The organism is Stenotrophomonas sp. YJH_SMC_58, from assembly GCF_059369635.1.
In genome coordinates, this window is record NZ_JCAFSW010000017.1 from 22,762 (window position 1) to 45,215 (window position 22,454).

At 67.2% G+C, this 22,454-nt stretch carries 24 protein-coding genes; all 24 read right to left on the reverse strand.

The window, feature by feature from the left end; all coding sequences use genetic code 11:
* Positions 1 to 117: 117 nt before the first annotated feature.
* The 24 genes from fliR to AC5P68_RS17470 all read right to left on the reverse strand — a co-directional run bounded on the left by fliR (position 118) and on the right by AC5P68_RS17470 (position 22,150).
* Complete coding sequence (fliR, locus tag AC5P68_RS17355) at positions 118 to 909, reverse strand: flagellar biosynthetic protein FliR (RefSeq protein ID WP_005409539.1); 792 nt, start codon at positions 907 to 909, stop codon at positions 118 to 120.
* A 13-nt stretch (positions 910 to 922) separates the two neighbouring features.
* Entirely contained in the window at positions 923 to 1,192 is a 270-nt protein-coding gene (locus tag AC5P68_RS17360; protein WP_005413254.1) for a flagellar biosynthetic protein FliQ, read from the reverse strand.
* Positions 1,193 to 1,274: 82 nt separating this feature from the next.
* Positions 1,275 to 2,054 (reverse strand): flagellar type III secretion system pore protein FliP, encoded by a 780-nt coding sequence (fliP, locus tag AC5P68_RS17365; protein WP_043395553.1) that lies wholly within the window; start codon positions 2,052 to 2,054, stop codon positions 1,275 to 1,277.
* 1 nt (position 2,055) lies between these two features.
* A complete protein-coding gene (gene fliO / locus AC5P68_RS17370) occupies positions 2,056 to 2,475 on the reverse strand; it encodes a flagellar biosynthetic protein FliO (protein ID WP_005409542.1) in 420 nt (139 codons plus the stop codon).
* Entirely contained in the window at positions 2,472 to 2,807 is a 336-nt protein-coding gene (gene fliN / locus AC5P68_RS17375) for a flagellar motor switch protein FliN (protein WP_005409543.1), read from the reverse strand. Before fliN ends, fliO begins: the two co-directional genes overlap by 4 nt.
* Positions 2,804 to 3,808, reverse strand: a complete 1,005-nt coding sequence (fliM, locus tag AC5P68_RS17380) for a flagellar motor switch protein FliM (protein WP_005409544.1) — start codon at positions 3,806 to 3,808, stop codon at positions 2,804 to 2,806. Before fliM ends, fliN begins: the two co-directional genes overlap by 4 nt.
* Before the next feature lie 10 nt (positions 3,809 to 3,818).
* Entirely contained in the window at positions 3,819 to 4,334 is a 516-nt protein-coding gene (locus AC5P68_RS17385; RefSeq protein ID WP_012480107.1) for a flagellar basal body-associated FliL family protein, read from the reverse strand.
* 248 nt (positions 4,335 to 4,582) lie between these two features.
* On the reverse strand, positions 4,583 to 5,740 hold the full coding sequence (locus AC5P68_RS17390) for a flagellar hook-length control protein FliK (protein ID WP_414498090.1): 1,158 nt from the start codon (positions 5,738 to 5,740) through the stop codon (positions 4,583 to 4,585).
* A complete protein-coding gene (gene fliJ, locus AC5P68_RS17395; protein ID WP_005413256.1) occupies positions 5,740 to 6,207 on the reverse strand; it encodes a flagellar export protein FliJ in 468 nt (155 codons plus the stop codon). The genes AC5P68_RS17390 and fliJ overlap by 1 nt, the downstream gene beginning before the upstream one ends.
* Before the next feature lie 3 nt (positions 6,208 to 6,210).
* Positions 6,211 to 7,596: a FliI/YscN family ATPase gene (locus tag AC5P68_RS17400; RefSeq protein WP_414498091.1), complete on the reverse strand. Its 1,386-nt coding sequence runs from the start codon at positions 7,594 to 7,596 to the stop codon at positions 6,211 to 6,213.
* A complete protein-coding gene (locus AC5P68_RS17405; RefSeq protein ID WP_005409549.1) occupies positions 7,593 to 8,234 on the reverse strand; it encodes a FliH/SctL family protein in 642 nt (213 codons plus the stop codon). Before AC5P68_RS17405 ends, AC5P68_RS17400 begins: the two co-directional genes overlap by 4 nt.
* Entirely contained in the window at positions 8,231 to 9,217 is a 987-nt protein-coding gene (gene fliG, locus AC5P68_RS17410; protein ID WP_024958226.1) for a flagellar motor switch protein FliG, read from the reverse strand. Before fliG ends, AC5P68_RS17405 begins: the two co-directional genes overlap by 4 nt.
* Positions 9,218 to 9,224: 7 nt before the next feature.
* Positions 9,225 to 10,871, reverse strand: a complete 1,647-nt coding sequence (gene fliF, locus AC5P68_RS17415) for a flagellar basal-body MS-ring/collar protein FliF (RefSeq protein ID WP_033833132.1) — start codon at positions 10,869 to 10,871, stop codon at positions 9,225 to 9,227.
* Positions 10,872 to 10,884: 13 nt separating this feature from the next.
* Positions 10,885 to 11,250, reverse strand: a complete 366-nt coding sequence (fliE, locus tag AC5P68_RS17420) for a flagellar hook-basal body complex protein FliE (RefSeq protein WP_414498092.1) — start codon at positions 11,248 to 11,250, stop codon at positions 10,885 to 10,887.
* Positions 11,251 to 11,975: 725 nt separating this feature from the next.
* A complete protein-coding gene (locus AC5P68_RS17425) occupies positions 11,976 to 13,481 on the reverse strand; it encodes a sigma-54 dependent transcriptional regulator (protein WP_049452559.1) in 1,506 nt (501 codons plus the stop codon).
* Positions 13,478 to 13,855: a response regulator gene (locus AC5P68_RS17430; RefSeq protein WP_005409556.1), complete on the reverse strand. Its 378-nt coding sequence runs from the start codon at positions 13,853 to 13,855 to the stop codon at positions 13,478 to 13,480. The genes AC5P68_RS17425 and AC5P68_RS17430 overlap by 4 nt, the downstream gene beginning before the upstream one ends.
* Before the next feature lie 14 nt (positions 13,856 to 13,869).
* Complete coding sequence (gene rpoN, locus AC5P68_RS17435) at positions 13,870 to 15,279, reverse strand: RNA polymerase factor sigma-54 (RefSeq protein WP_414498093.1); 1,410 nt, start codon at positions 15,277 to 15,279, stop codon at positions 13,870 to 13,872.
* Between the two features lie 405 nt (positions 15,280 to 15,684).
* Positions 15,685 to 16,317 carry a response regulator gene (locus AC5P68_RS17440; RefSeq protein WP_005413261.1) on the reverse strand — a complete coding sequence of 211 codons (633 nt, stop codon included), beginning with the start codon at positions 16,315 to 16,317 and terminating at the stop codon, positions 15,685 to 15,687.
* Positions 16,318 to 16,409: 92 nt separating this feature from the next.
* Entirely contained in the window at positions 16,410 to 16,988 is a 579-nt protein-coding gene (locus AC5P68_RS17445; RefSeq protein ID WP_005413262.1) for a PilZ domain-containing protein, read from the reverse strand.
* The gene (locus tag AC5P68_RS17450) at positions 16,985 to 17,278 is read right to left on the reverse strand and encodes a hypothetical protein (RefSeq protein WP_005413263.1); all 294 of its coding nucleotides are present in this window, start codon (positions 17,276 to 17,278) and stop codon (positions 16,985 to 16,987) included. Before AC5P68_RS17450 ends, AC5P68_RS17445 begins: the two co-directional genes overlap by 4 nt.
* Positions 17,275 to 17,691: a flagellar export chaperone FliS gene (gene fliS, locus AC5P68_RS17455; protein ID WP_049448908.1), complete on the reverse strand. Its 417-nt coding sequence runs from the start codon at positions 17,689 to 17,691 to the stop codon at positions 17,275 to 17,277. The genes AC5P68_RS17450 and fliS overlap by 4 nt, the downstream gene beginning before the upstream one ends.
* A gap of 128 nt (positions 17,692 to 17,819) precedes the next feature.
* Positions 17,820 to 19,238, reverse strand: a complete 1,419-nt coding sequence (gene fliD, locus AC5P68_RS17460; RefSeq protein ID WP_043033573.1) for a flagellar filament capping protein FliD — start codon at positions 19,236 to 19,238, stop codon at positions 17,820 to 17,822.
* A 440-nt stretch (positions 19,239 to 19,678) separates the two neighbouring features.
* The gene (locus AC5P68_RS17465) at positions 19,679 to 20,857 is read right to left on the reverse strand and encodes a flagellin (protein WP_005413265.1); all 1,179 of its coding nucleotides are present in this window, start codon (positions 20,855 to 20,857) and stop codon (positions 19,679 to 19,681) included.
* Positions 20,858 to 20,929: 72 nt separating this feature from the next.
* Positions 20,930 to 22,150: a flagellin gene (locus tag AC5P68_RS17470; RefSeq protein WP_005413267.1), complete on the reverse strand. Its 1,221-nt coding sequence runs from the start codon at positions 22,148 to 22,150 to the stop codon at positions 20,930 to 20,932.
* Positions 22,151 to 22,454 lie beyond the last annotated feature (304 nt).

Here is a 22,454-nt window from a genome sequence, read left to right on the forward strand (position 1 = left end):
TGCATGAGGCAGGCCGACGCAGGGCGGCGGCCACGTGCGGCATCCCCCCGGTTGCCGCGCATTCACTCTAGCGCGCAGACCCGGGGGAAGGGCAAGCAGCAAAACGTGATGATCGGGTCAGTGTGTGACCGCGTCCGCAGCCTGGAAGGCGGCATCGAACAGGCGCTGGACCGGCGGGCCCATTTCCCCGGCCAGCAGGGCCAGCAGGAACAGGCCCAGCAACAGTGAGACCGGCAGGCCCAGCTGGATCGGATTCAGTGCCGGGGCGGCACGCGCCAGCACGCCGAAGGCCAGGTTCACCGCCAGCATCGCCACGGTCAGTGGAATGGCCAGGGTCAGTGCGCCGCGCAGCACGGTCAGCAGGAAGGTCGGAGCGATGCTGAAGAAGGCGTGCGGGTCCGGCAGCGGGGCGCCGATCGGCAGCGCCCGGTAGCTGTCCACCACCAGCGAGATCAGCGCCAGATGGCCGTTGGCAGTGAAGAACAGCAGGCCGAACAGCAGGTAGAACCACTGCCCGATCACGCCGGAGGTGCCGCCACGAAGCGGGTCGCTCATCTGCGCGAAGGCCAGGCCGGTGCCTTGGGCGATCAGTTCGCCGGCCATCGCGCCGGCCTCGAACACCAGCCGCAGCAGGAAGCCGATGGACACGCCGATGGCCAGCTCGCGGGCGATGGTCAGTACGGTGGCAGCATCAAAGCCGGTCCAGTCCGGAACCGGCGGTAGCAGCGGTGCCAAGGCGATGGCAAGGGTACCGGCCAGGATCACGCGGATCCGTGCCGGCACCGCACGGGTGCCGACCATGGGCATGGCCATGGCCACCGCGCCGATGCGCAGCATGGTCCACAGCACGGTGCCGATCATGCCGAAGGCCTGCAGGCCGTCGGCAGCCATCTGGGTGGCGGCGTCCATCGAGGCGCGTGTCCTAGCCGATCAGGTGTGGAATGCGCTGGAACAGCAGCGTGGTGAATTCAACCAGGTGGCCGATCAGCAGGCTGCCCAGCGCGAACAGCACCGCGGTCAGTGCCGCCGCCTTGGCAACGAAGGCGATGGTCGGTTCGTTGAGCTGGGTCGCGGCCTGCACCACGCCCACCACCACGCCCACCACCAGCACGGTGAGCAGCAGCGGGCCGGCCACCCACAACACGGTGATCAGGCCGCCACGCAGTTCGGTCAAGGCAAGTTCGGGAGACATTCGGGGTCCATCTGCTTGTGTGGAGTCGAGCCGCGCTCGACTGTGCTTCTGTAGAGTCGAGCCATGCCCGACTGCCTCTCAATCACGCCGGATTGAAGCTCGCCGCCAACGTACCCACGGTCAGCACCCAGCCATCCACCAGCACGAACAGCAGGATCTTGAACGGTGCCGACACCAGCATCGGCGACAGCATCATCATGCCCATCGACATCAGCACGCTGGCCACGACCAGGTCGATGATCACGAACGGGATGAAGATCAGGAAGCCGATCTCGAAAGCGGTTTTCAGCTCGCTGGTGACAAACGAGGCGACCAGCACCGGGAACGGGATCGCATCGGGACTGGCGTAGGTGCCGTGCCCGGCGATGCCGGCGAAGGTCATCAGATCGGTCTCGCGGATCTGCGCCAGCATGAAGGCGCGCAATGGCGAGGTGGTCAGCGTCCAGGCAGTCTGGAAGTCGATCTCGCCATTGAGATAGGGCGCCATGCCGGTGCTCCAGGCCTTGTCCCAGGTCGGCAGCATGATCATTGCGGTAAGGAACAGCGCCAGGCCCAGCAACACCTGGTTGGAGGGCGTCTGCCCGGTACCCAGTGCTTGGCGCAGCAGGCCCAGCACGATGATGATGCGGGTGAACGAGGTCAGCACCAGCAACATCGACGGGATCAGGGTGATCGCCGTCATCAGCAGCAGGGTCTGTAGCGGCAGGCTGACCGGCGCACCTCCGATCTTGCCGACGTTGATGTCCGGCAGTGGCGTGGTCGGTGCGCCGGGTGCAGCGAAGGCCAGTGCCGGCAACAGGCACAGGGCGAGCATCAGCAGCCACGGCATCAGGGTGGCAAGACGGGTACGGGTGACACGCATGTCAGGGGTCCTTGCGCAGCCGCTGCTGCAGCAGCTGGGCGAAATTCGGAAGATTCTTGAAGTCCGGCACGCGCACGGGCGCGGGCGGCGGCAGCGGTTCGGGCAGGGTGTGCAGGGTGTTGATGCCGCCGGCGGTGACGCCCAGCAGCAGCTGCTGGCCGTTGACCTCGACCACCACCACGCGCTCCTTGGCACCGACACTCAGGCTGGCCACCACCTTCATGCCTTCGGCCGGGCGGAAACCACTGCCGGGCAGGCGCTTGAGCAGCCAGCCGAGGCCGATGACCAGCGCCAGCACTGCCAGCAGCGCCAGCACCGCGCCGAACAGGCTCGGTGCGGCGGCTGCGTGCTGGCCGATCTGCGGGCCGGCCGGAGCGGCGGTCTTGCCGACCGCCAGCAGGGTGGAGGCCAGCAGGCTCAACGCAGTCTCCGGATCCGCTCGCTCGGGCTGACCACATCGGTCAGGCGCACGCCGAAGCGGTCATTGATCACCACCACTTCGCCATGGGCGATCAGGGTGCCGTTGACGAACACATCCAGCGACTCGCCGGCACCACGTTCCAGTTCCACCACCGAACCCTGGTTGAGCTGCAGCAGGTTGCGGATCGGCAGGCGCGCGCGACCGACTTCCAGCGACAGCGTCACCGGTACGTCGAGGATCACGTCCAGGTTCAGGTCCGGGCCGTTCGCCTCATCGGCCTGCAGGCTGCTGAACTGGGCCGGAGTGGGTTCGAGGGCGTCGATATCGTTCATTGCGGGTCTTCCTGGATGACGGGTACGCGCGGGCGGGTGCCCGGCGGATGGGTAGCGGTGATCTTCACGGCGTTCATGCCGTTGGCGATGCCGAACTCGCCGGTGAACACCGGGATGTTCTCCACGCACACCGGCACCTGCGGGCTCAGCTCGATCGGCAGGATGTCGCCGACCTTCAGCTGGGTCAGGTCACGCAGGGTCATGCGCTTGCTGGCCAGTACGCTGGACAGGGTGACTTCGGCGATGTTGAGCTGTTCACGCAGGGTCTTGCCCCAGCTCTCGTCGCGGTCGTTGCGGTCGCTCTGGATGCCGGCGTCGAGCAGCTCGCGGATCGGCTCCAGCATCGAATACGGCAGGGTGACGTGGATGTCGCCACCGCCGCCATCGAGTTCGACGTGCAGGCGGCACACCACGACGTATTCGCGTGGCGTCACGATGTTGGCGAAGTGTGGGTTGATCTCCGAGTTGATGTACTCGAAGTCGACGTCCATCACCGGCGCCCAGGCCTCGCGCAGGTCGGCGAAGGTCTGCTTCAGCAGCAGGTGGATCACCCGCATTTCGGTGGCGGTGAACTCGCGGCCTTCGATGCGGGTGGGGTAGCGCCCGTCGCCACCGAAGAAGTTGTCGACGATGGCGAACACCAGGGTCGGCTCGAACACGATCAGGCCGGTACCGCGCAGCGGCTTGAAGCGGATCAGGTTCAGGTTGGTCGGCACATACAGCGAGTGCATGTAGTCGTTGAACTTGATCAGCTCGATGCCGCGCACCGACAGCTCGGCCGAGCGGCGGATCAGGTTGAACAGGCCGATCCGCCACAGGCGCGCGAAACGCTCGTGGACCATTTCCAGGGTTGGCATGCGACCGCGGATGATGCGGTCCTGGCTGGCGAAGTCGTACGAGCGCGCTTCGCCTGACGGCGGTTCCGGATCGGTTTCGACCGCGCCACTGTCCACGCCGTGGAGCAGGGCATCGATCTCGTCCTGGGACAACAGATCATTCATCGGTGGGCCCTTACTGGGTCACGAAGCTGGTGAACAGCAGGTCGTCGGCACCATTGCTGCCGGTCTCGGCCTTGAGCACTTTCTGCACTTCGGCCAGCGACGCAGCCTGCAGCTTCTGCTTGCCGGCGACATCGGCGATCTGGTCCGGGCTGACCTGCGAGAACAGCATCAGCAGGCGTGCGCGGATGGCGGGTGCATGGGTCTTGATAGCTTCCAGCGCAGCCGGGTCACGGGTCATCAGCTGCACTTCCAGCTGCAGGTAGCGCGGGCCATCGACCGGGCCGTTGAGGTTGACCACGAAGGCCGGGTCCAGCGCGAAATACTGGGCCGGTGCCGGGGTCGTGGTCTTCTTCGGGGCCTGCGCGGCCTTGTCTTCGTGCTTGGACTGGGTGAAGAACCAGACGCCGCCACCGGCGGCAGCGGCGGCCAGTACGGCCACCAGTGCGGTGATCAGGATCGGACTGCGCGGCTTGGCGGCCTTGTCCTTCTCGGCGGTCTTCTTGGTTTTGTCAGCGGCTGCGGCCACGGGGTGAAGCTCCTGAGGGTTGCTTCACCGGGATATGCAAGGGGTGTGCCGGAGCCGGGGCAGAGGGGTGCGACGGAATTCCGTCGGGGGGGGCGGTGGGGCCGTGCGGAGCAAGCTCCGCACCCACCAACGCGATACTGGCCGGTGCGGCTCTATTGCCCCGGTGCCCTGGTGGGTGCCAACCGCCCCACTCTGGTGGGTGCCAACCGCACTGCCCTGGTGGGTGCCAACCTTGGTTGGCACGCCTGTCAGGCGTAGGCGTCCAGCAACCCGCGCTGGCGGATCAACTGTGCGGACGACACGTTGGTGTCGCCCGGCGACGGTTCTCCGTCACCGGCGGTCCCACCGTTGCCAGATGCTCCCGACGCATTGCCGTCGCCCCCCGGGCCCTGGTGGCCAACATCAGCGTGTGCCAGCTGGAAGCCCTGTTCGCCCAGCAGCTCGCGCAGGCGCGGCAGGCTGCTTTCCAGAGCCTGTCGCACGTCCACGTGCGGGCTGCTGAAGCTGGCATGCACCTTGTCGCCGTTCAACTGCAGGCGCACGTCGACCGGGCCCATGTCGTCCGGGCTCAGGCGGATGTGGGCGTGTCCGATTTTCTGGTCGGCCAGCCAGCCCAGGCGTGCGCCAATGGCCTGGTCGAAGCCGTCGTCACCCAGCACGGGCTTGGGCGTGGGTTCGCCATTGAAGATCGCGTTGCCGGTGGCGAGCGCCGCCTTCAGGTCCTGTACGGCGGCCCCCGCCGGTGCATGCAGCAGTGGTGCACTGGCGCGGTCGCCAACGGCGGCCACGTCACTGCCTTCGCCGCGCTCGCTGCGCTTGCCGGGCAGGATCATCTCCGGCAGTGGCAGCGCGCTGGCATCGCCCGCGCTGGTCGCCGCCGGTTTGCCGTCGGCCGTCGCTGCGGCGGCCGCTGCTGGGGCAGTTGCAGGCAGTGCCGGGTTCGCGGCAGGGGGAACGGGCAGTGCGCTGCCGTCGCTGGCCTGCGACGGTGCAGCGGTGGTCGGCAGGGCAGCGGCCGCATCCACGGTCGTCGGCATCGCCAGCACCAGGCCGGCCAGACCGAGCGGCGGCCAAGGGGCGTCTTCGGTCGCGGCGGGCTTGTCCTTGTCGGTAGCGGGTACAGCCGGGGTCACGGCAACGGGCGCTGGCGGCGGCGCTTCAGCGGTTACCGCTTCGGCGTCGCTGCGTTCGCCTGGTGCCTGGCCACTGCTGTCAGTGGTCGACGGCTGGCTCGTCGTGGATGGCGACGGCGTGGTGGCGCTGCCGGCAGGGCCGGGTGCAGAGGGCGCGCCGTCCTGCAGCAGCTGGCTGAAGTCCTTTCCGCCTTCGCTGCGCGGGGCGCGCGCCGCACTGTTGCTGGTGGCCGGCGTGGCGGGGTTGGCACTGCCGGCGAGTGGGGAGGGCATCACGAGCGACCTCCCTGCTCGGTGCCGTCCTGGTCTTCGGCCTGGACCAGACGCGCGCGGCGCGCACCGATATCGTCCATCTCGCGCTGGTCGCGGCGGTCGGTCACCACTTTTTCCTGCGCGCGGTAGCTGGCGGCCAGCTGTTCCAGCACGGCCTTGTCACGGCTGGCCAGGATCAGCCGGGCGCGCTCGGCTTCCACCTTTTCGCGGTTGCCATTGACCGTGGCCTGCTGCTGTTCGACGGCACTGTCCAACCGGTCGAGGAAGGCGCGTCGGTTCAGCAGCTGCGCCGGGCTGGTGGCGGCCATCTGAGCGTTGGCGTACTCCTCGGCGTAGCGGCGCAGTTCGTCCAGTCGCGATAGATGGGTATCGAGCACGCGCTGGCGTTCGGCAAGGTCGCGGGCAACCGCGTCCTCGTGTTCCTGGGCCCGCTTGAGCAGGGGATCAATGCGCTTGGACTGGTTCATGGCTTAACTCTCTTGTTCCACCAGGCGCTGCAGCGCCGCCTGGCTGTGCGGGAGATCTGCGGCCTTGGCAACGTCCTGGCCGAGGAACTCCATGATTTCCGGCCAGCGCCCCAGGGCTTCGTCGGTGGCCGCGTCATTGCCGCGCTGGTAGGCACCGATGGCGATCAGGTCACGGTTGGCCGAGTAGGCCGAGACCAGTCGCTTCAATTTGCGGATGCGCAGGCGCCACGGCTCGTCGGCGATTTCCGTGACCACGCGGCTGACCGACGATTCGACGTCGATGGCTGGGTACAGGCCGCTGTCGGCCACGCGCCGCGAGAGCAGGATGTGGCCGTCGAGGATCGCGCGCGCCGCATCGGCGATCGGGTCCTGCGGATCATCGCCCTCGGTCAGCACCGTGTAGAACGCAGTGATCGAGCCACGGCCCTTGGCGCCATTGCCGGCGCGTTCGACCAGTGCCGGCAGCTTGGCGAACACCGACGGCGGGTAGCCGCGGGTGGTCGGCGGCTCGCCCACCGACAGGCCGATCTCGCGCTGTGCCTGGGCAAAGCGGGTCAGCGAGTCCATCAGCAGCAGCACGTTCAGTCCCTGGTCGCGGAACCATTCGGCGATGGCGGTAGCGCGGTAGGCGCCGTGCAGGCGCGCCAGCGGCGGCCGGTCGGCGGGACTGGCCACTACCACGGCGCGGCGCAGGCCTTCCTCGCCCAGCGTGGTCTCGACGAAATCGCGCACTTCGCGGCCACGTTCACCGATCAGGCCGACCACGATCACGTCGGCGGCGGTGTAGCGGGTCATCATGCCCAGCAGGGTCGACTTGCCGACGCCGGAGCCGGCGAACAGGCCGACACGCTGGCCGCGGCCGATCGGCAGCAGCGCGTTGATCGCGCGCACGCCCACGTCCAGCGGCTGGGTGATCGGTTCACGCGCCAGCGGATTGATCGACACGCCGGCCATGCCGACATGGCCTTCGGCGCGGATCGGGCCCTTGCCGTCCAGCGGCACGCCATCGCTGTCGATGACGCGGCCAAGCAGGCCTTCGCCCACTTCCACGCCACCGCGGCGCGCCGATGGCACCACGCGGGCGTTGGGCAACAGGCCATGCAGCTCGGCACTGGGCATCAGGTAAGTGCGCTCGCCGGCGAAGCCGACCACTTCGGCATCGACCCAGCCGCCGTCGACCACTTCCACCTTGCAGCTGGCCCCCAGCGGCGCCTCGCAGCCGACGGCTTCCAGGGTCAGTCCGACCGCGCGGCGCAGCACGCCTTCGCGGATCAGGCCACGGCCATGGGCGGTATCCACGCGCAGTCCATCGAGGCGACGGGCCAGGCGCAGGTTGCGGGCCATGGCCCAGTCGGCCGGTGGCGGCGTCGGCTGCGGATCGGGGTTCATGCATTGGCTCCGGTCTGGCGGATCACCGCGTCCAGCGCGCCGCGCAGGCGGGCTTCCAGGGTGCCGTCGATGCGCACGGCTTCGGCGTGCACGCGAAGATCGCCGCGGCTGAGGCTGGTGTCTGGCACCAGGCGCTGTTGTGGCGGCAGGCTCAACAGCGGGGCGAGGGCGGCGATGTCGTCGGGGTGCAGTCGCACTTCGACCTCGCGGGTGCTGCCACCCACCGCGTCGATGGCCTCACCGACCAGCTGTGCCAGCAGTGCCGGGTCAGCTTCGTAGGCGCGGCCGACCAGCGCACCGGCGATGCGTACCGCCAGTTCGCCCAGTGCGCCGACCACTTCGTTCTCCAGCCGCACCAGGGGGCGGCTGAAGTTGTCGAGGATGCCTTCGATCTGCGCGGCGAGGCGACGCACTTCGGCCTGGCCCTGGCCGTAACCTTCGGCATGGCCGTGCTGGAAGCCTTCCTTCTCGGCGCTGTCCTGGATGGCCTGGATCTCCTCCAGGGTCGGCAGCTGCAGCGGCGGCTCCGGCTCGTGTTCCGGGTCCGGCTCGGTGAGTTCGAACGCATCCTCCTGCTCCAGCACCGGTTCGGGCTGGGCCAGCAGGTCCGGGGCAAGCCAGCGCACGACGTTGCTCACAGCATGGCCTCCGCGCTGCCACCGATGGTGACGGTGCCTTCATCGGCCATGCGCTTGACGATGGCCAGGATCTCGCGCTGTGCGCCTTCCACGTCGGACAGGCGCACCGGGCCACGGGCTTCCATGTCTTCCAGCAGGATTTCGGCCGCGCGCTGCGACATGTTGCGGGTGATCTTGTCGCGCACCTTGATGTCGGCACCGCGCAGGGCCAGGCCCAGGCGCTCGCCGCTCACTTCGCGCAGCACCAGCTGCATTTCGCGGTCATCCAGGTCGACCAGATCGTCGAACACGAACATCAGGTCCTGGATGCGGTTGCTCAACGGCGCATCGATGCGGGCGATTTCGCCCAGGATCGCCTGGTCCTGGCCGCTGTCCATGAAGTTCAGGATGTTGGCCGCGCACTGCACGCCGCCGATGTTGGACGATTTCAGGTTCTGGTTGCCGGCGAACTGGCGCTCCATGATCTCGTTGAGTTCATTGAGCGCGTTCGGCGGAATGCCGTCGAGGGTGGCGATGCGCAGCAGCACGTCCACGCGGGTACGGTCCGGCAGCAGCTTCAGCGCGTCGGCGGCCTGGTCGGTCTCCAGGTGCGCCATCACGATGGCGATGATCTGCGGGTGCTCGTTGCGCACCAGGTCGGCCACCGCACGCGGGTCCATCCACTTCAGCGCGTCCAGGCCGGTGGTGTTGCGGCCGAGCAGGATGCGGTCGATCAGGTTGCCGGCCTTCTCGCTGCCCAGCGCCTGCACCAGCATGTTGCGGATGTAGTCGTCAGAGCCCACGCCCAGCGAGGTCTTCGAGCCCAGCTCCTGGCCGAACTGGTCCATCACCCGTTCCACCTGCTCGCGGGTGATGTCGGTCATGGTGGCCATGGCGATGCCGATCTTCTGCACTTCCTTGGGTTCCATGTGGCGCAGCACTTCGGCCGCATCCAGCTCGCCCAGGGACAGCAGCAGCACGGCCGCGCGCTGTACGCCGGTCAGTTGTGCCTCAGTCATTGGCCACCCAGCCCTTGACCACCTGGGCCACGCGCTTGGAGTCGGTCTTCACGGCTTCACGCGCCATCCGCAGTCGTTCCTCATAAGAATCCACCGGCAGGGCCAGTGCGTCTGGTCCGGCCAGGCTGGCCCGGTCGGCGCCCAGCGCCGGCAGCGGCATGCCATCGTCATCGACCAGCTGCACATCCGCGGTATGCGGTTCCAGTGCCGGTTCGTCGTTCTTCCTGTTCTGGCCGGTGATCGCACGCAGTGCCGGGCGCAGCACACCGAACAGCAGCGCCAGCACCACCACCGCGCCGAGCAGCATGCGGCCGGCATCGTGCACCCACGGCAGTTCCCACCAGGCCGGCCCTTCGACCGGCGTGGTATCCCGCACGAACGGGGCATTCATCACCGACACGGTATCGCCACGCTCGGCGTTGAAGCCGACGGCCTGCTTGACCAGCGCTTCGACGCGGGTCAGTTCGGCGGCCGACAGCGGCTGCGGGCTCATCTTGCCGTTGGCGCCGGCGCGCGGCACGTTGTCCACCAGCACCGCCACCGAGACGCGCTTGATGCGGCCTGCCGGCTGGCGGGTGTGCTGCAGGGTGCGGTCCAGCTCGTAGTTGCGGGTGGCGTTCTTGCTGCTTTCGGTCGGCGTCTGCGCGGTGGCCGGTGCAGCCTGCTGGCCCGGCGGGCTGTTGCTGGTGGCACCCGGCACACCCTGCGGGCCAGGGGTGCTGGTGGTGTTCTCGCTCATCTGCTCGCTGCGCAGCTTCTGCGGCTCACCGTTGTAGAGCTCGCGGGCCTCCTCGGTCACCGAGAAATCCATGTCCACGCTCACTTCCGGGTTGACCCGGCCAGGGCCGGTCATCGGTTCCAGCAGCTCGCGGATGCGCTGGTTGAACGAGGTTTCCTGGCGGCGCACCTGCTCGAACTGGGCAGCGTTGACCGCCGCTTCGCTGTTCGGGTCGGTGATGCTGAGCATGCGCCCACTCTGGTCGACCACGGTCACCCGCTCCGGCGCGAGATCCGGGATGCTGGCCGCAACCATGTGCACGATGGCATCCACCTGGCTGCGTTCCAGCTGCTGGCCACCGCGCAGTTCCAGGGTGACCGAGGCACTGGCTACGTCGCGCTGGCGGGTGAAGGCGCTGGGCTTGGGAATGGCCAGGTGCACGCGCGAATCGCGCACCGGGCGCAGCGTGTTGATGGTGCGCGACAGCTCGGTTTCCAGCGCATGCTGGTAACGCGCGCTTTCCACGAACTGGCTGACGCCGAAGCCCGGGTCGCGTTCCATGAGCTCGAAGCCGAGCTTGCCGCTATCGGTCAGGCCCGAGCCGGCCAGCTTCAGGCGGGCATCGTGCAGGTTCTTTTCAGGCACGGTGATGCCACCGGTGGCCGGGTCGAGTGCGAACGGAATCTGCGCGGCGCGCAGCAGGTCGGTCGCTTCAGCGGTCGCCTTCTGGTCCAGGCCGGTGTACAGCGGGACCATGCCCGGCTTCTGCGACCAGAAGAACACGGACAGGCCTGCCGCCACCGCCACCGCGATCATCGCCATCAGGCCCAGCCGACGGGTGATCTGCAGGCTCTGCAGGCGGTCGAACCATTGCCCGGCCTTTTCGGCGTTCAGGCTGTCCTTGGAGAGCGTCAGTGCCATGCGTCTCTATTCCTTACAGCGGCATGTTCATCACGTCCTGGTAAGCCTGGACGAGACGGTTGCGGACTTCCACGGTGGCGCGGAAGGCGATCTGGGACTGCTGCGAGGCGACCATCACCTTGGCGAGGTCGGCGCTGGGGTCGCCCATTTCGAAGGCCTTGGCGAGGGCGCCGGATTTCTGTTGCGCATCGTTGACGCCGGCAATCGCACCACGCAGGGTTTCGGTGAAGCTGGCCGGCTGGGCCTGCGGTGCATCCAGCACCGTGCCCGTCAGGGCGTTGCTGCGAGGCGTTTCGCCCAGCGGGTTGAGCGCCGGCTGTCCCATCTGGGTCTGATAGGAGCGGATCTGCGAAAGGATCGAAGTGACGGAGTGGGACATCTGCAACGGTTCCAGAAACAGGGATGGGGTTGTCTGCTGTAGCCAGTGCAAGTGCCGTGCCGAAACCGGTTTTCGATTCAGTGAAGTGAGGGTTGGGGGTGCTGGCAGGGCTGCGCCCTGCACCCGCCGACGCCACGTCAACATCAACGTCAAAATCGGGCTATCCGTGGGGTGGCGGGGTGGGTCCGGTTACGCGGGACGCCGTAAATCCGTCCATGGAGGCTCGGTCGCGCCATCCATGGCGCTCACGCCCCCGCAACCGGACCCACCCCGCCTTAGACAGGTGGCCGCGATCTGTTGGAACCTGCTGCTGATGGTGGGTGCCGACCGTTGGTCGGCACGGGCTCTGACCCCATTGGTGGCGCCATTTAACCGGCGTCGGTTTTCTGGCCTGGGGCTGCAGGGTCCAGCGGCCGGAATTCTGGCGCTGGTCGAGCGTGGCGGGCAGGGTGCAGCCGGTGGCGGTGACAATGCCGGGGCAGAGCAGGGCGGCGAGCAGGGTGAGGCGATGCATGGTGGAGCCTCGTTGGGAGGTCCCACTCCATCCTCCGGAACGCGGCAACGTTGTCTGTAGGAATTCGTGCAGATGCGCGGCGCTGTCAGCGCGCGGCCACGGTCTCTATCCACGCATGACGTGGATCTACTGACGTCGTGCAGCGGCGCCAGAAACACCAACGCCCGGGCAAGCCCAGGCGTTCGTGCCCCCTTCATGCTGGTAGCGCGCGTCAGCCGGCCAGTTCGGCCTGCTCGCGCTCGATGCCGTACTTGCGCAGCTTTTCCACCAGGGTGGTGCGGCGCAGGCCGAGCAGCTGGGCGGCGTGGGCGACCACGCCCTGGGTGCGTTCCAGTGCTTCGTTGATCAGGCCCAGTTCGATGTTGGCCATGTGGTTGCGCAGGTCCATGCCTTCGTCGGGCAGGGCGGCCGGTGCCGCCGGGCGATTGACGGCGATGCCGTGCTCCAGCGCCGGCTGGTTGCCGCTGCCGGGCGTGTGGAACGAGAAGCTGCGCAGGTCCAGTCGCTCTTCGCTGGTGGCGGCCTGTGCCGGCGCCGGCGTAGCGACGGCGGCCAGCGCGGCATCGCCACGGTAGCGGGCCGGCAGGTCCTGTACGCGCACCGATCCACCCGGATGCAGCACGGCCAGTCGTTCGACCAGGTTGGTGAGCTCGCGCACGTTGCCCGGCCACTCGTAGCCGGCCAGTGCCTGCAGGGCTTCCGGGGTGAAGCGCACTTCGCCACGGCCGGTTCGCGCCAACTGTGCGGCGATGGTTTCCACCAGTGCCGGCAGGTCCTCGCGACGCTCGCGCAGCGCGGGTACTTCAATCGGGAACACGTTGAGGCGGTAGAACAGATCCTCACGGAACTTGCCTTCGGCGATGCGGGTTTCCAGATCACGGTGGGTCGCGGCCACGACACGCACGTTGCAGCGGATGGTCTGGTTGCCACCGACGCGCTCGAAGCTGCGTTCCTGCAGCACGCGCAGCAGCTTCACCTGCATCGGCAGGCTCATGTCGCCAATTTCGTCCAGCAGCAGGGTGCCGCCTTCGGCCATTTCGAAGCGGCCCTTGCGCGCGGTCAATGCGCCGGTGAAGGCACCCTTCTCGTGACCGAACAGTTCGCTTTCCAGCAGGTCGGCCGGAATGGCGCCGCAGTTGATCGCCACGAACGGGCCATCACGGCGCGGCGAACGCTGGTGGATGGCGCGCGACACCACTTCCTTGCCGGTGCCGGATTCGCCCAGCACCAGCACGGTGGTGTCGAACGCGGCGACCTGCTCGATCATGGTGCGCAGCGCGGTGACCGCCGGGCCGTTGCCGGTCGGTCCCTGCTCCTGCGCGGCACCGGCCTGGTGCTCGGCATCCAGGCGCTTGAGGCTGGCGCGGCGCAGCAGGGCTTCCATCTGCGCGTGGCGCAGCGGCGTCTCCAGCGGCCAGATGTTGGCTTCGTGCAGGCCGTGCTGCTGCGCGAAGGCTGCGGCATCACCGTCGGCCAGCAGTACCGGCGGTGGCAGGCTGCTGCCGCCCAGCCAGTTGTAGAGTGCGGCGCTGGCGGCGTTGTCGTCCAGGCTGCCGACGATCACTGCCATCCAATCGTTCTGGCGCTGCCGGCCCAGATCGAAGTCGGCCGCGTCGGAGACCCAGCGCGGGTTGAAGTCCATGAACTCCAGCAGGGCAACGGTGCGCTCTGCACGCACGGCGTCGTTGTCCAGCACAAGGATGCGCGATTCGCTCACGACTGTTCCTCCCTGAGGCCTTCCAGGATCGGCATGACTTCCTGGATGTAGGACAGCTTGCTGACGAAATTATCGGCACCAGCACGCAGCGCGTGCTCGCGGTGCTCGGCGTCGTCGAAGTGGCTGGCGATCACGATGTACGGTGCGTCGTCCTGCGACTTGATCAGGCGGGTGGCCTGCAGGCCGCCCATCTCAGGCATTGCCAGATCCATCAATACAACCTGCGGGCGCAACGTTTCCGAACGCTCGATCGCTTCCAGGCCGTTGCCGGCGCTGCCGACGATCTGCAGCCAGTCGATCTTGCGGAAGTGGCGCATTGCCGCGTTGATGAAGCCCTCGTGGTCATCGACCAGCAGGACGGTAAGCTTGTTCATGTCCAACATCCTTTTCAGCCCACCCGGGCCAGCTGTGGTTGCCTGGCGCCGAGCCGGCGCCGTTCACGGGCCGGGGCGATGTCCAGTTGTTCCCGGTATTTTGCGACGGTTCGGCGGGCAATGTTCACCCCCTGGCGTGACAACAGGCCGGCGATCGCCTCATCGGCCAGTGGCCGACCGGCCGGTTCGGCGTCGATCAGGCGGCGGACCATGGCCTTGACCGCCTGCCCGGAGACGCTGGCGCCTTCCAGTCGGACGGCGAAGAAATGCTTCAGTTCGAAGGTGCCGCGCGGGGTCTGCAGGAACTTGCCGGTGGTGATGCGCGAGACGGTGGACTCGTGCATGCCGATTTCCTCGGCCACTTCCTTCAGGGTCAATGGCGCCATGGCTTCCTCGCCACGCACCAGGAACGCGGCCTGGCGCTCGACGATCACCCGCGCGGTGCGCAGCAGGGTGTCGTAGCGCATCGACAGGCCGCGGCTGAACCAGCGCGCTTCCTGCAGCATCTCGCGCAGAGCCGGGGCGGCTTCACTAGTCTCTGCCAGCGCCTGTTCGTACTGGCTGTTGATGGAGACGCGGCGACTGGTGGCCGGGTTCAATGCCACTTTCCACTGGCCATCGGCGTGCCAGGCGACCACATCCGGAACCACAACGGCATTGCGTTCCGGCAGCAGGCTGTCGCCTGGGCGTGGCTGCAGCGACAGGATCAGGCGTACCGCTTCGCGCACGTCGTCGATCTCGGCGTCGTGCTGGCGGGCGAGGGCGGGGTAATCATGTGCGGCCAGCGCATCGAGTGCGCCGTCCAGGATGCGCGTGGCCAGGTGGCGGGCAGGCACCGCGCCGTGCAGGCTGCGCAGCTGCGCCTGCAGGCCCTCGCGCAGGTCCTGGGCGGCCATGCCGGCCGGTTCACCGTGCAGCAGCTGCTGGCGGATGGCTTCGACGCCGTCGGCGTCGATGTCGAACTGGGCGCTGGCCAGCAGCTGCAGCTGGCCCAGTGGCGCCTGCAGGTAGCCAGCCTCGTCGCAGTGGTCCAGCCAGAATGCGGCCACTGCCAGCTGGCGGTCATCCATGTCCAGCGACAGACGCTGCAGCACGCGCAGCTGCGGGTCGGTGGATTCGCCGGCGGCGATGCGCGCCATGCGGTCGTCGTCGTCGTCCTGCCAGCTGGCGCCGGCCACGTCCCACATCGACGACTCCGGCAGCTCGTCGAACGCGGCGGTTTCCAGCGTCGCGGTGGCAACGTCGGTGGCGTCGGCGGCCGGTGCTTCGGGCTCTTCGATTTCCAGCAGGGGATTGGAGTCCAGCAGGCGCTGGATTTCCTGTTCCAGGTGCAGGCCATCAAGCTGCAGCAGCCGGATCGACTGCAGCAGCTGCGGGGTGAGGTGAAGTTGTTGGCCCAGCTGGGTCGAGAGTGCAGCCTTCATCGTGGTTCCCCGGCGCCGCTCCCCGGCGCCTTGTGGAACGCATCTTGCTTTTGATCCGGCGGTGGCGGAATCGGGGGGTTCCTGAGGAGCTTCGTGAATTTCCTGACGGCGTGTAGGGGTATTCCCTACAGCGGCGCGGAATGTTGACGATGAGCTCCGCTAAGTTGCTGATTTCCGGTGCAAGGCCCGGATTGATCGGGCTGCGCCGTGTACGTATTCCTGTCGGGGAGTGTCGGGATGACGGGAATTCGACGCCGGTGAAGTGGGCGGGCGTGGGTTGGTAGAGTCGACTGCCAGTCGACTGCTCTCCGGTCAGATAGCGAAAAACGCCCGCGCGCTTCGCGCGCAAGTCGACTGGCAGTCGACTCTACCCGGCATTTTCCCGACGCCCACGGTGGGGTTGGATCACTCCAGCTCGTGCTGGTGGCGCGCGGCCAGCAGCAGCAGATCGTTGGCGCGACGGCAGCCCAGTGACTCCATCATGCGTGCGCGGTGGGTTTCCACTGTCTTGACGCTGATGCCGAGGTCGGCGGCGATTTCCTTGTTGCTCTCGCCCTTGCCGATGCGGCGCAGGATCTCGCGCTGGCGCGGCGACAGTGCGGCGATGCCGGTGGGTTTCTCGCGGCCGAGCATCGGTGCCAGCATCTTGGCGGAGATCTGCGGGCTCAGGAACACCTGGCCGGCATGCGCCGCGCGAAGCGCCAGTTCCAACTCCTGCGGTGCTGCATCCTTGACCACGAACCCGACCGCGCCCCGATCCAGCGCATCGCGCACGTGAGCGGCGTCGTCGTGCATGGTCATCATCACAACCCGGGTACCGGGCGCGCGCAGCCGGATATCGCTGAGCGCTTCCAGACCCGTACGGCCAGGCAATGACAGGTCCATCAGGACCACGTCCGGGGCGTGCTGCAGGGCCAGCTGCAGCGCCTGTTCGGCGTTGCTGGCCTCTGCAACCAGCTGCACGTCGGCAAACCCCTGCAGCAGCCGCGCCAGGCCGGCGCGGACCAGGGTGTGATCGTCGACGATGAGAACTCGCACAGGCACGCAGCAGGTCCGTGTAGGGGAGTCCACCTTAACTTAGCTGAACGGGCGCGCCAAGGCTTGCCCGCCAAGCGTGATGGTGGCAGGTTTCAACGCGCCCGGCGTGCCTCGGCCACCTGGCGCCGGTGCAGGCGGAACAGGTGGCGCTCCATGGCCATTTCCAGGCCATCGCCAAGGCGCTGGAAGCGCAGCCACAGATAGTGGCCGCCGCCGCCATCGGCCGCTTCGGCAATCACTTCCACCGGCAGGTCGATATGGTCGGGCAGCCAATCGCTGGGCTGCAGACGGACCAGGCCCGCCTGGCCCGGGCTGGCGCCACTGCGCGGGCCCAGCTGCAGGCGGATGCCACGGCGCGACCAGCGCACCGGGCGCAGGGTCAGTTCCTGGCCCTGCTGGCGGACCAGACGGCCAAGCAACACCATCGCCAGATCCAGCTTCGCCTCCAGCCGCTGCAATTGCAGGCTGGCTTCATTGCGGTCGTCATGCTCGTCAACGCGGCTGTCTTCAACCAGCGCCAGGCTGCGCAGCAGGCCCTCGGCACTGCCGGTACGGCCGGTGCCACTGCCTGCCTGGAATTCGGCGGGTAGTGCCAGCTCGCAGCTGAGCGTTTCGTCGAACAGCTCGCTTTCGGCGGGATGGTGCAGCGACGTTGTCGGCAGTTGGGTCATGCCAGCGATTCTGCCTGCAGGTAGGCATGGGCCGCGCGAAGAGAGCGCTGGCCGTCATTCATCAGTGCTGCCACCGCATCGCGACGCTGGCGCAGCAGGCCCAGCAGGTTCTGCTGGCGCTCGAACAGCGCACTGAGCGGTGCGTGGTCGTCCGAGGTCAGCGGCTGGCTGAGCAGGGCATGCAGCGTGCTGTCGTGACCGTCGAGCAGGCTGTCGGCCTGGTCGAGGGCGTCTTCGCCCAGGGCCTTTTCGAAGGCGTCCAGCTGGGCGTGCAGTTCGTGCAGGCTCATGGGGCCACCGCAGCCGGGCGGCGCTGTTCCATCGGGATCGCATTCCAGGCGCTGTCGATCTCGCCCAGCAACTGCAGGGATTCATCGAGGGCGGCACGGTCGTTGTGCAGGTTGGCCTCGGTCAGGCGCTGCAGCACGTAGTCGTAGAGTGCCGACAGGTTCCCGGCGATTTCACCGCCAGCCTCATGATCCAGCGAGCCATTGAGGTGGCCGACGATCGCGCAGACCTCTCCGATCGCCTTGCCCTTGCCGGCCTGGTCGCCACGCTCGAGGCTGGCCAGGGCGCGCCGCACGCGCTCCAGCGCGCCGGCCAGCAGCATCGCCACCAGCTTGTGCGGATCGGCATCGGCGACCGCACTGGTCACTCCCACCTGGCGGTACTGCTCGGCATATTGACGGCTGGAACCGTACATTCGTGATTCTCCTTGCGCGGGGTGCCGCCGGACGGTCGTGGGGACCGCTGACGGCGGTGCGGCGTTGATTGCTGTTGCGTCCGTTATCGGTGCGTTACACGCCAAACTTGAGCGTTGCACGCAGTCCTTTAGCGGTTCAGCTGTGCCAGCTGCTGCTGCAGCGATGTATTGCTCTGCTGCAACTTGCCCATCAGGCTGTCCAACGCGATGAACTGCTTCTTGTAGCGCTCTTCCACGTTCTTCATGCGCGTGTCGAGGTCCTTGCGGCGCTTGTCGATGTTGTCCAGCGTGGTGTTGAGGCCCTTAGTGCGGGCGACGAAGGCGCCTTCCTTGCCGACCGTGGTGCTGACGTAGCCGTCGACCATGGTGTACAGCGTGCCGGCACCACCGGTGTCGCCGGTGATCGCCGAGCGGATCTTCTCGGGCTGGCTGGCCAGCGCGGCGGCAAACTTGGTGGCGTCCAGCACCAGGCTGCCGTCGGCGTTGGGATAGCCGCGCGTCTGCAGTCCCAGCGTCTTGGGGTCCAGGCCATCGGCGGACAGCTCCTTCAGCACGCCCGACATCACCGAGCGCAACTGGCTGGAGGCACCACGCATCTGCGCGTCGCCGGTCAGCGTGGCGGCTTCCTTGGTCTTGGCGTCGTACTTGGTCTCGGTGTTGATCGCCGCGATTGCTGCGTTGTAGGCGGTCACGAACTCCTGCATCACCTTGGTGGCTGCAGTGGTATCGGTGCTGATCACGACGGTGCTCTTGCCCTTGACCTTGAGGTTCAGGGTCAACCCCGGCACGGCGTCGGCCACGGTGTTGCTAGCGCTGACCACCGTGACGCCATCGATGGTCAGCTCGGCATCGGCTGCCGCGGTGTTTTCCTGGAGGCTGCCCACCAGTGCGGTCAGTTTCGGGTCGCTGCCGCCGTATTCGAGCTTGATGGCATTGGCCGCGCCGGTCTTTTCCTGGGCGATCGACAGGTACTGGTTGTCGCCCGAGGCGATCAGGGTCGCCTGCACGCCTTCCTTGCGGCCTGCGGCGTCGATCTTGTTGCGCACGGTGGTCAGCGTATCGCCGGCTTCCACCTCGACCTTCATCGTCTTTGCCTTGTCGCCAACGCCAACGGTCAGCGTCAAGGTTCCGGCGCCGAAGGTGTCGGTCTTCCCCACCGAGGTATTGGCAATCAGCTTGTGCGCGGTGGCAAGGGATTTCACCTCCACCTGATGCGTGCCATTGGAGGCCGCTGCCTTGGTCGTGCCCAGGTCGTACAGTGCCACCGAGGCCGTCAGCACGTCGTCGGTGTTGGCGGGCTGTGCCTTGCCGGTGGCGGTCACCGTGCGGGTATCGAAGGCCGTGGTGGCCTTCAGTGCGGTCAGTGCGGTCTTCAGCTTGTCGAAGGCCGAAGTGACAGTGCCGATCGACGACAGCTGCATCTTGGCCTTGGACTGCTGCAGGTTCAGCGCGTTGTCGGCGGGCTTGCGGTCGGCTGCGACCAGCTGGTTGACGATGTCCGAGATGTTGAGCCCCGAGCCAATGCCACCGTATCCAAAGCTTGCCATATGATTCTCCTGGTATCCGGGCCTGGCCGCCGTGCGGTGGCCCGTCGTCAACGAAAATAGCGGCCTGCGCCGCTGGGTCTTGAGGACTTCGTTGATGCACGTGCCGTGCCAGTGGTCTGGCGCAGGTTCTGGCACGCGGTTTGCAGGAGGGTTGGGGCAGGGTGCGGGTGGAATCACCGCAGGCTGCCGGGAGTCTGCAAAAAACCCTCCCCCAAGGCAGGGGAGGGATCAGGCTACTGACAATCGGGGGGAGACGAAGCCGCCCGGTACGTACAGTCAAAGGTACAGCGCTGAAAGAGAGGTCCGCAGGAGCGGGCGATGCCAAGCCGGTTCGGGAGCGATCCCGGGCCGGGCATGGCCCGCGCCTTCGTGCACCGTGGCTTCCGGGTTGCCGCTACCGTCGGTTCGATCCGACGGTAGCGGCGCCTTCTTGCCGTGGATCAGCGCAGCAGGCTGAGCACGCCCTGCGGCACCTGGTTGGCCTGGGCCAGCATGGCCGTACCGGCCTGCTGCAGGATCTGGGTGCGGGTCAGCTCTGCGGTTTCCTTGGCGAAGTCGGTGTCCTTGATGCGGCTGCGCGACGCCGACAGGTTTTCCGACGAGGTCTGCAGATTGGCCACGACCGAGGTGAAGCGGTTCTGGATCGCACCGAGGTCCGCGCGGGTGCTGTTGATCGCACCCAGGGCCTTGTCGACCACTTCCATCGCCTGCTGTGCACCAAGCACCGTGCTCACGTCCAGCTTCTGCACGTTGGCGGCGGTGGCGGTGCCAGCGGTGTAAGCACCGGCTGCGGTCTTCGCGCTCCACACGCCGGTCGCGGCGGTCAGATCGCTGCGCTCAAGCGCGATGTCGGCAGCGACGACGGCCTTGCCTTCCTTCACCGAGGTCAGTTTCATCGAGCCGTCGGCATTCGCCTCGGCATAGAGGCCGGCTTCGCCGATCTTTGCGTTGATCGCCGTGGCGACAGCCTTGGACGCGTCGGCAGTGGTGGCGCCGGCCTTGATCTCGACGGTGCCGATGTCCACGCCCATTACCTTGCCGGTAATGCGCGAGCCGTCGGTACTGGCGGCCAGTACGTCAGTTGCACCGCTTGCGAAGGTCGAGGTGCCGAGCGAACCCGCTTTCGCATCGATGGTCTTGTCGATGGCGATGGCCTGGCCGGCATTGGCGCCGACCTGGAACAGCTGGCTGGAGAACGTGCCGTCCAGCAGCTTGGTGCCGTTGAAGTCCGACTGCTTGGCGACGCGGTCGATTTCCGAGACCAGCTGGGTCACTTCGGCCTGCAGCGCCTTGCGGTCGCTGGCCGAGTTGGTGGCGTTGGAGGCCTGCACCGACAGCTCGCGGACGCGCTGCAGGTTGTTGCCGATTTCGGTCAGCGAACCTTCGGCGACCTGGGCCAGCGAGATGCCGTCGTTGGCATTGCGGATGGCGACGTCGGTACCGCGGATCTGCGTGCCGAAGCGCTCGGAGATCGCCAGGCCGGCGGCGTCGTCCTTGGCGCTGTTGATGCGCGAACCGGAGGACAGGCGCTGGATGGTGGTGGCCAGCGAGCTGCCGCTGGTGCTCAGGTTACGCTGAGCATTCAACGACATCGTATTGGTGTTGATGACTTGTGCCATGAGGAGAGGTCCTTGAGCGGTTGCACGTGAGTTGGGTTAGACGCCCCCGACGTGCCCCGGGGGCGGCTCATGTCAGCGCTGCAACAGGCTGAGCACGTTCTGCGGTACCTGGTTGGCCTGGGCCAGCATGGCCGTACCGGCCTGCTGCAGGATCTGGGTGCGGGTCAGTTCGGCGGTTTCCTTGGCGAAGTCGGTATCGCGGATGCGGCTGCGCGAGGCCGACAGGTTCTCCGAGGAGGTCTGCAGGTTGGCCACCACCGAGGTGAAGCGGTTCTGGATCGCGCCGAGGTCGGCGCGCACGCTGTTGACCGATTCGAGGGCCTTGTCGACGATCGACAGCGCCTTCTGCGCGCCTTCGGCGGTGGTGACGTTCAGGTCCTTGACGAAGTTGGCCGTGGCGCCGGTCAGCAGGCCGCCGTTGGTGCTGGTTTCGGTCAGGCCCAGGCCGGCGATGGTCGCGGCGGTGGCGCCGGCCGGCGGGGTTGCGGCACTGACGCCCAGGGTGAAGGTCTGGCCGTCCTTGACCGAGGCCAGGCTGATCACGCCGGCATTGACCGAGGCCATGACGCCGGTTTCGCCCAGCTTGTTGTTGATCGCTGCGGAGGTGGCCGAGGTGATCGATTCGCCCGCCTTCACGGTGAAGTCGTTGATGGTGACCGTGGTGGCGGTGCCGCCCGGCGGGGTCACCGAGATCTGCAGGCCGGAGTAGGTGGTGTCGGCGGTGGCCTTGTCGGCCGCAGCCAGGCTGGTGCCGGTGTAGCCGTTGGCGAAGGTCGCCGCGCCCAGCGAATCGGCCTTGGCGTTGACCACGCTGTTGATGGCGATGGCCTGGCCGGCGTTGGCGCCGACCTGGAACAGCTGGCTGGTGAAGGAGCCGTCCAGCAGCTTGGTGCCGTTGAAGTCGGCCTGCTTGGCCACGCGGTCGACTTCCGAGACCAGCTGGGTCACTTCAGCCTGCAGGGCCTTGCGGTCGCTGGCCGAGTTGGTGGCGTTGGAGGACTGCACGGCCAGTTCACGGATGCGCTGCAGGTTGTTGCCGACTTCGCTCAGCGAACCCTCGGCGACCTGGGCCAGCGAGATACCGTCGTTGGCGTTGCGGATGGCCACGTCCAGACCGCGGATCTGGGTGGTGAAGCGCTCGCTGATGGCCAGGCCGGCCGCGTCGTCCTTCGCGCTGTTGATGCGCAGGCCGGACGAGAGGCGCTGGATGGTGGTAGCGAGCGAGCTGCCGCTGGTGCTCAGGTTGCGCTGAGCGTTGAGCGACATCGTATTGGTGTTGATTACCTGTGCCATGGGGTCGTCTCCTCTTATATGGAACCCGTTGGTGAATGAAACGAAGCGCCGCCTGTTTTTTTGTGTGGCTGTGTGCTTCGCTGTTGCCAAATGAATAACGGCGCTTTGTCAACAACCTTTAGCCGTGAATTCCGTCGATGCTGAAATCCGGTGCCGGAGGCTGTTTTTCCCGGGTTTTCCAGCCCTGGCTGGGCGTGAAGGCGACCCCGGAAAGGGCGGTTGGGCATGCCCAACCAGCGCTGATGAAGGTATCGGCGGGGCAGGGCCGGGCTTGATGGGCAATCACGGGAAATGCGTGCAGCAC

Coding starts and splice junctions, on each gene's coding strand:
- fliR (WP_005409539.1), bottom strand. CDS start 909: ATGGACGCCGCCACCCAGATGGCTGCCGACGGCCTGCAGGCCTTCGGC.
- AC5P68_RS17360 (WP_005413254.1), bottom strand. CDS start 1,192: ATGTCTCCCGAACTTGCCTTGACCGAACTGCGTGGCGGCCTGATCACC.
- fliP (WP_043395553.1), bottom strand. CDS start 2,054: ATGCGTGTCACCCGTACCCGTCTTGCCACCCTGATGCCGTGGCTGCTG.
- fliN (WP_005409543.1), bottom strand. CDS start 2,807: ATGAACGATATCGACGCCCTCGAACCCACTCCGGCCCAGTTCAGCAGC.
- fliM (WP_005409544.1), bottom strand. CDS start 3,808: ATGAATGATCTGTTGTCCCAGGACGAGATCGATGCCCTGCTCCACGGC.
- AC5P68_RS17390 (WP_414498090.1), bottom strand. CDS start 5,740: ATGCCCTCCCCACTCGCCGGCAGTGCCAACCCCGCCACGCCGGCCACC.
- fliJ (WP_005413256.1), bottom strand. CDS start 6,207: ATGAACCAGTCCAAGCGCATTGATCCCCTGCTCAAGCGGGCCCAGGAA.
- AC5P68_RS17400 (WP_414498091.1), bottom strand. CDS start 7,596: ATGAACCCCGATCCGCAGCCGACGCCGCCACCGGCCGACTGGGCCATG.
- fliF (WP_033833132.1), bottom strand. CDS start 10,871: ATGGCACTGACGCTCTCCAAGGACAGCCTGAACGCCGAAAAGGCCGGG.
- fliE (WP_414498092.1), bottom strand. CDS start 11,250: ATGTCCCACTCCGTCACTTCGATCCTTTCGCAGATCCGCTCCTATCAG.
- AC5P68_RS17430 (WP_005409556.1), bottom strand. CDS start 13,855: ATGAACAAGCTTACCGTCCTGCTGGTCGATGACCACGAGGGCTTCATC.
- rpoN (WP_414498093.1), bottom strand. CDS start 15,279: ATGAAGGCTGCACTCTCGACCCAGCTGGGCCAACAACTTCACCTCACC.
- AC5P68_RS17445 (WP_005413262.1), bottom strand. CDS start 16,988: ATGACCCAACTGCCGACAACGTCGCTGCACCATCCCGCCGAAAGCGAG.
- AC5P68_RS17450 (WP_005413263.1), bottom strand. CDS start 17,278: ATGAGCCTGCACGAACTGCACGCCCAGCTGGACGCCTTCGAAAAGGCC.
- fliS (WP_049448908.1), bottom strand. CDS start 17,691: ATGTACGGTTCCAGCCGTCAATATGCCGAGCAGTACCGCCAGGTGGGA.
- fliD (WP_043033573.1), bottom strand. CDS start 19,238: ATGGCAAGCTTTGGATACGGTGGCATTGGCTCGGGGCTCAACATCTCG.
- AC5P68_RS17465 (WP_005413265.1), bottom strand. CDS start 20,857: ATGGCACAAGTCATCAACACCAATACGATGTCGTTGAATGCTCAGCGT.
- AC5P68_RS17470 (WP_005413267.1), bottom strand. CDS start 22,150: ATGGCACAGGTAATCAACACCAATACGATGTCGCTCAACGCTCAGCGC.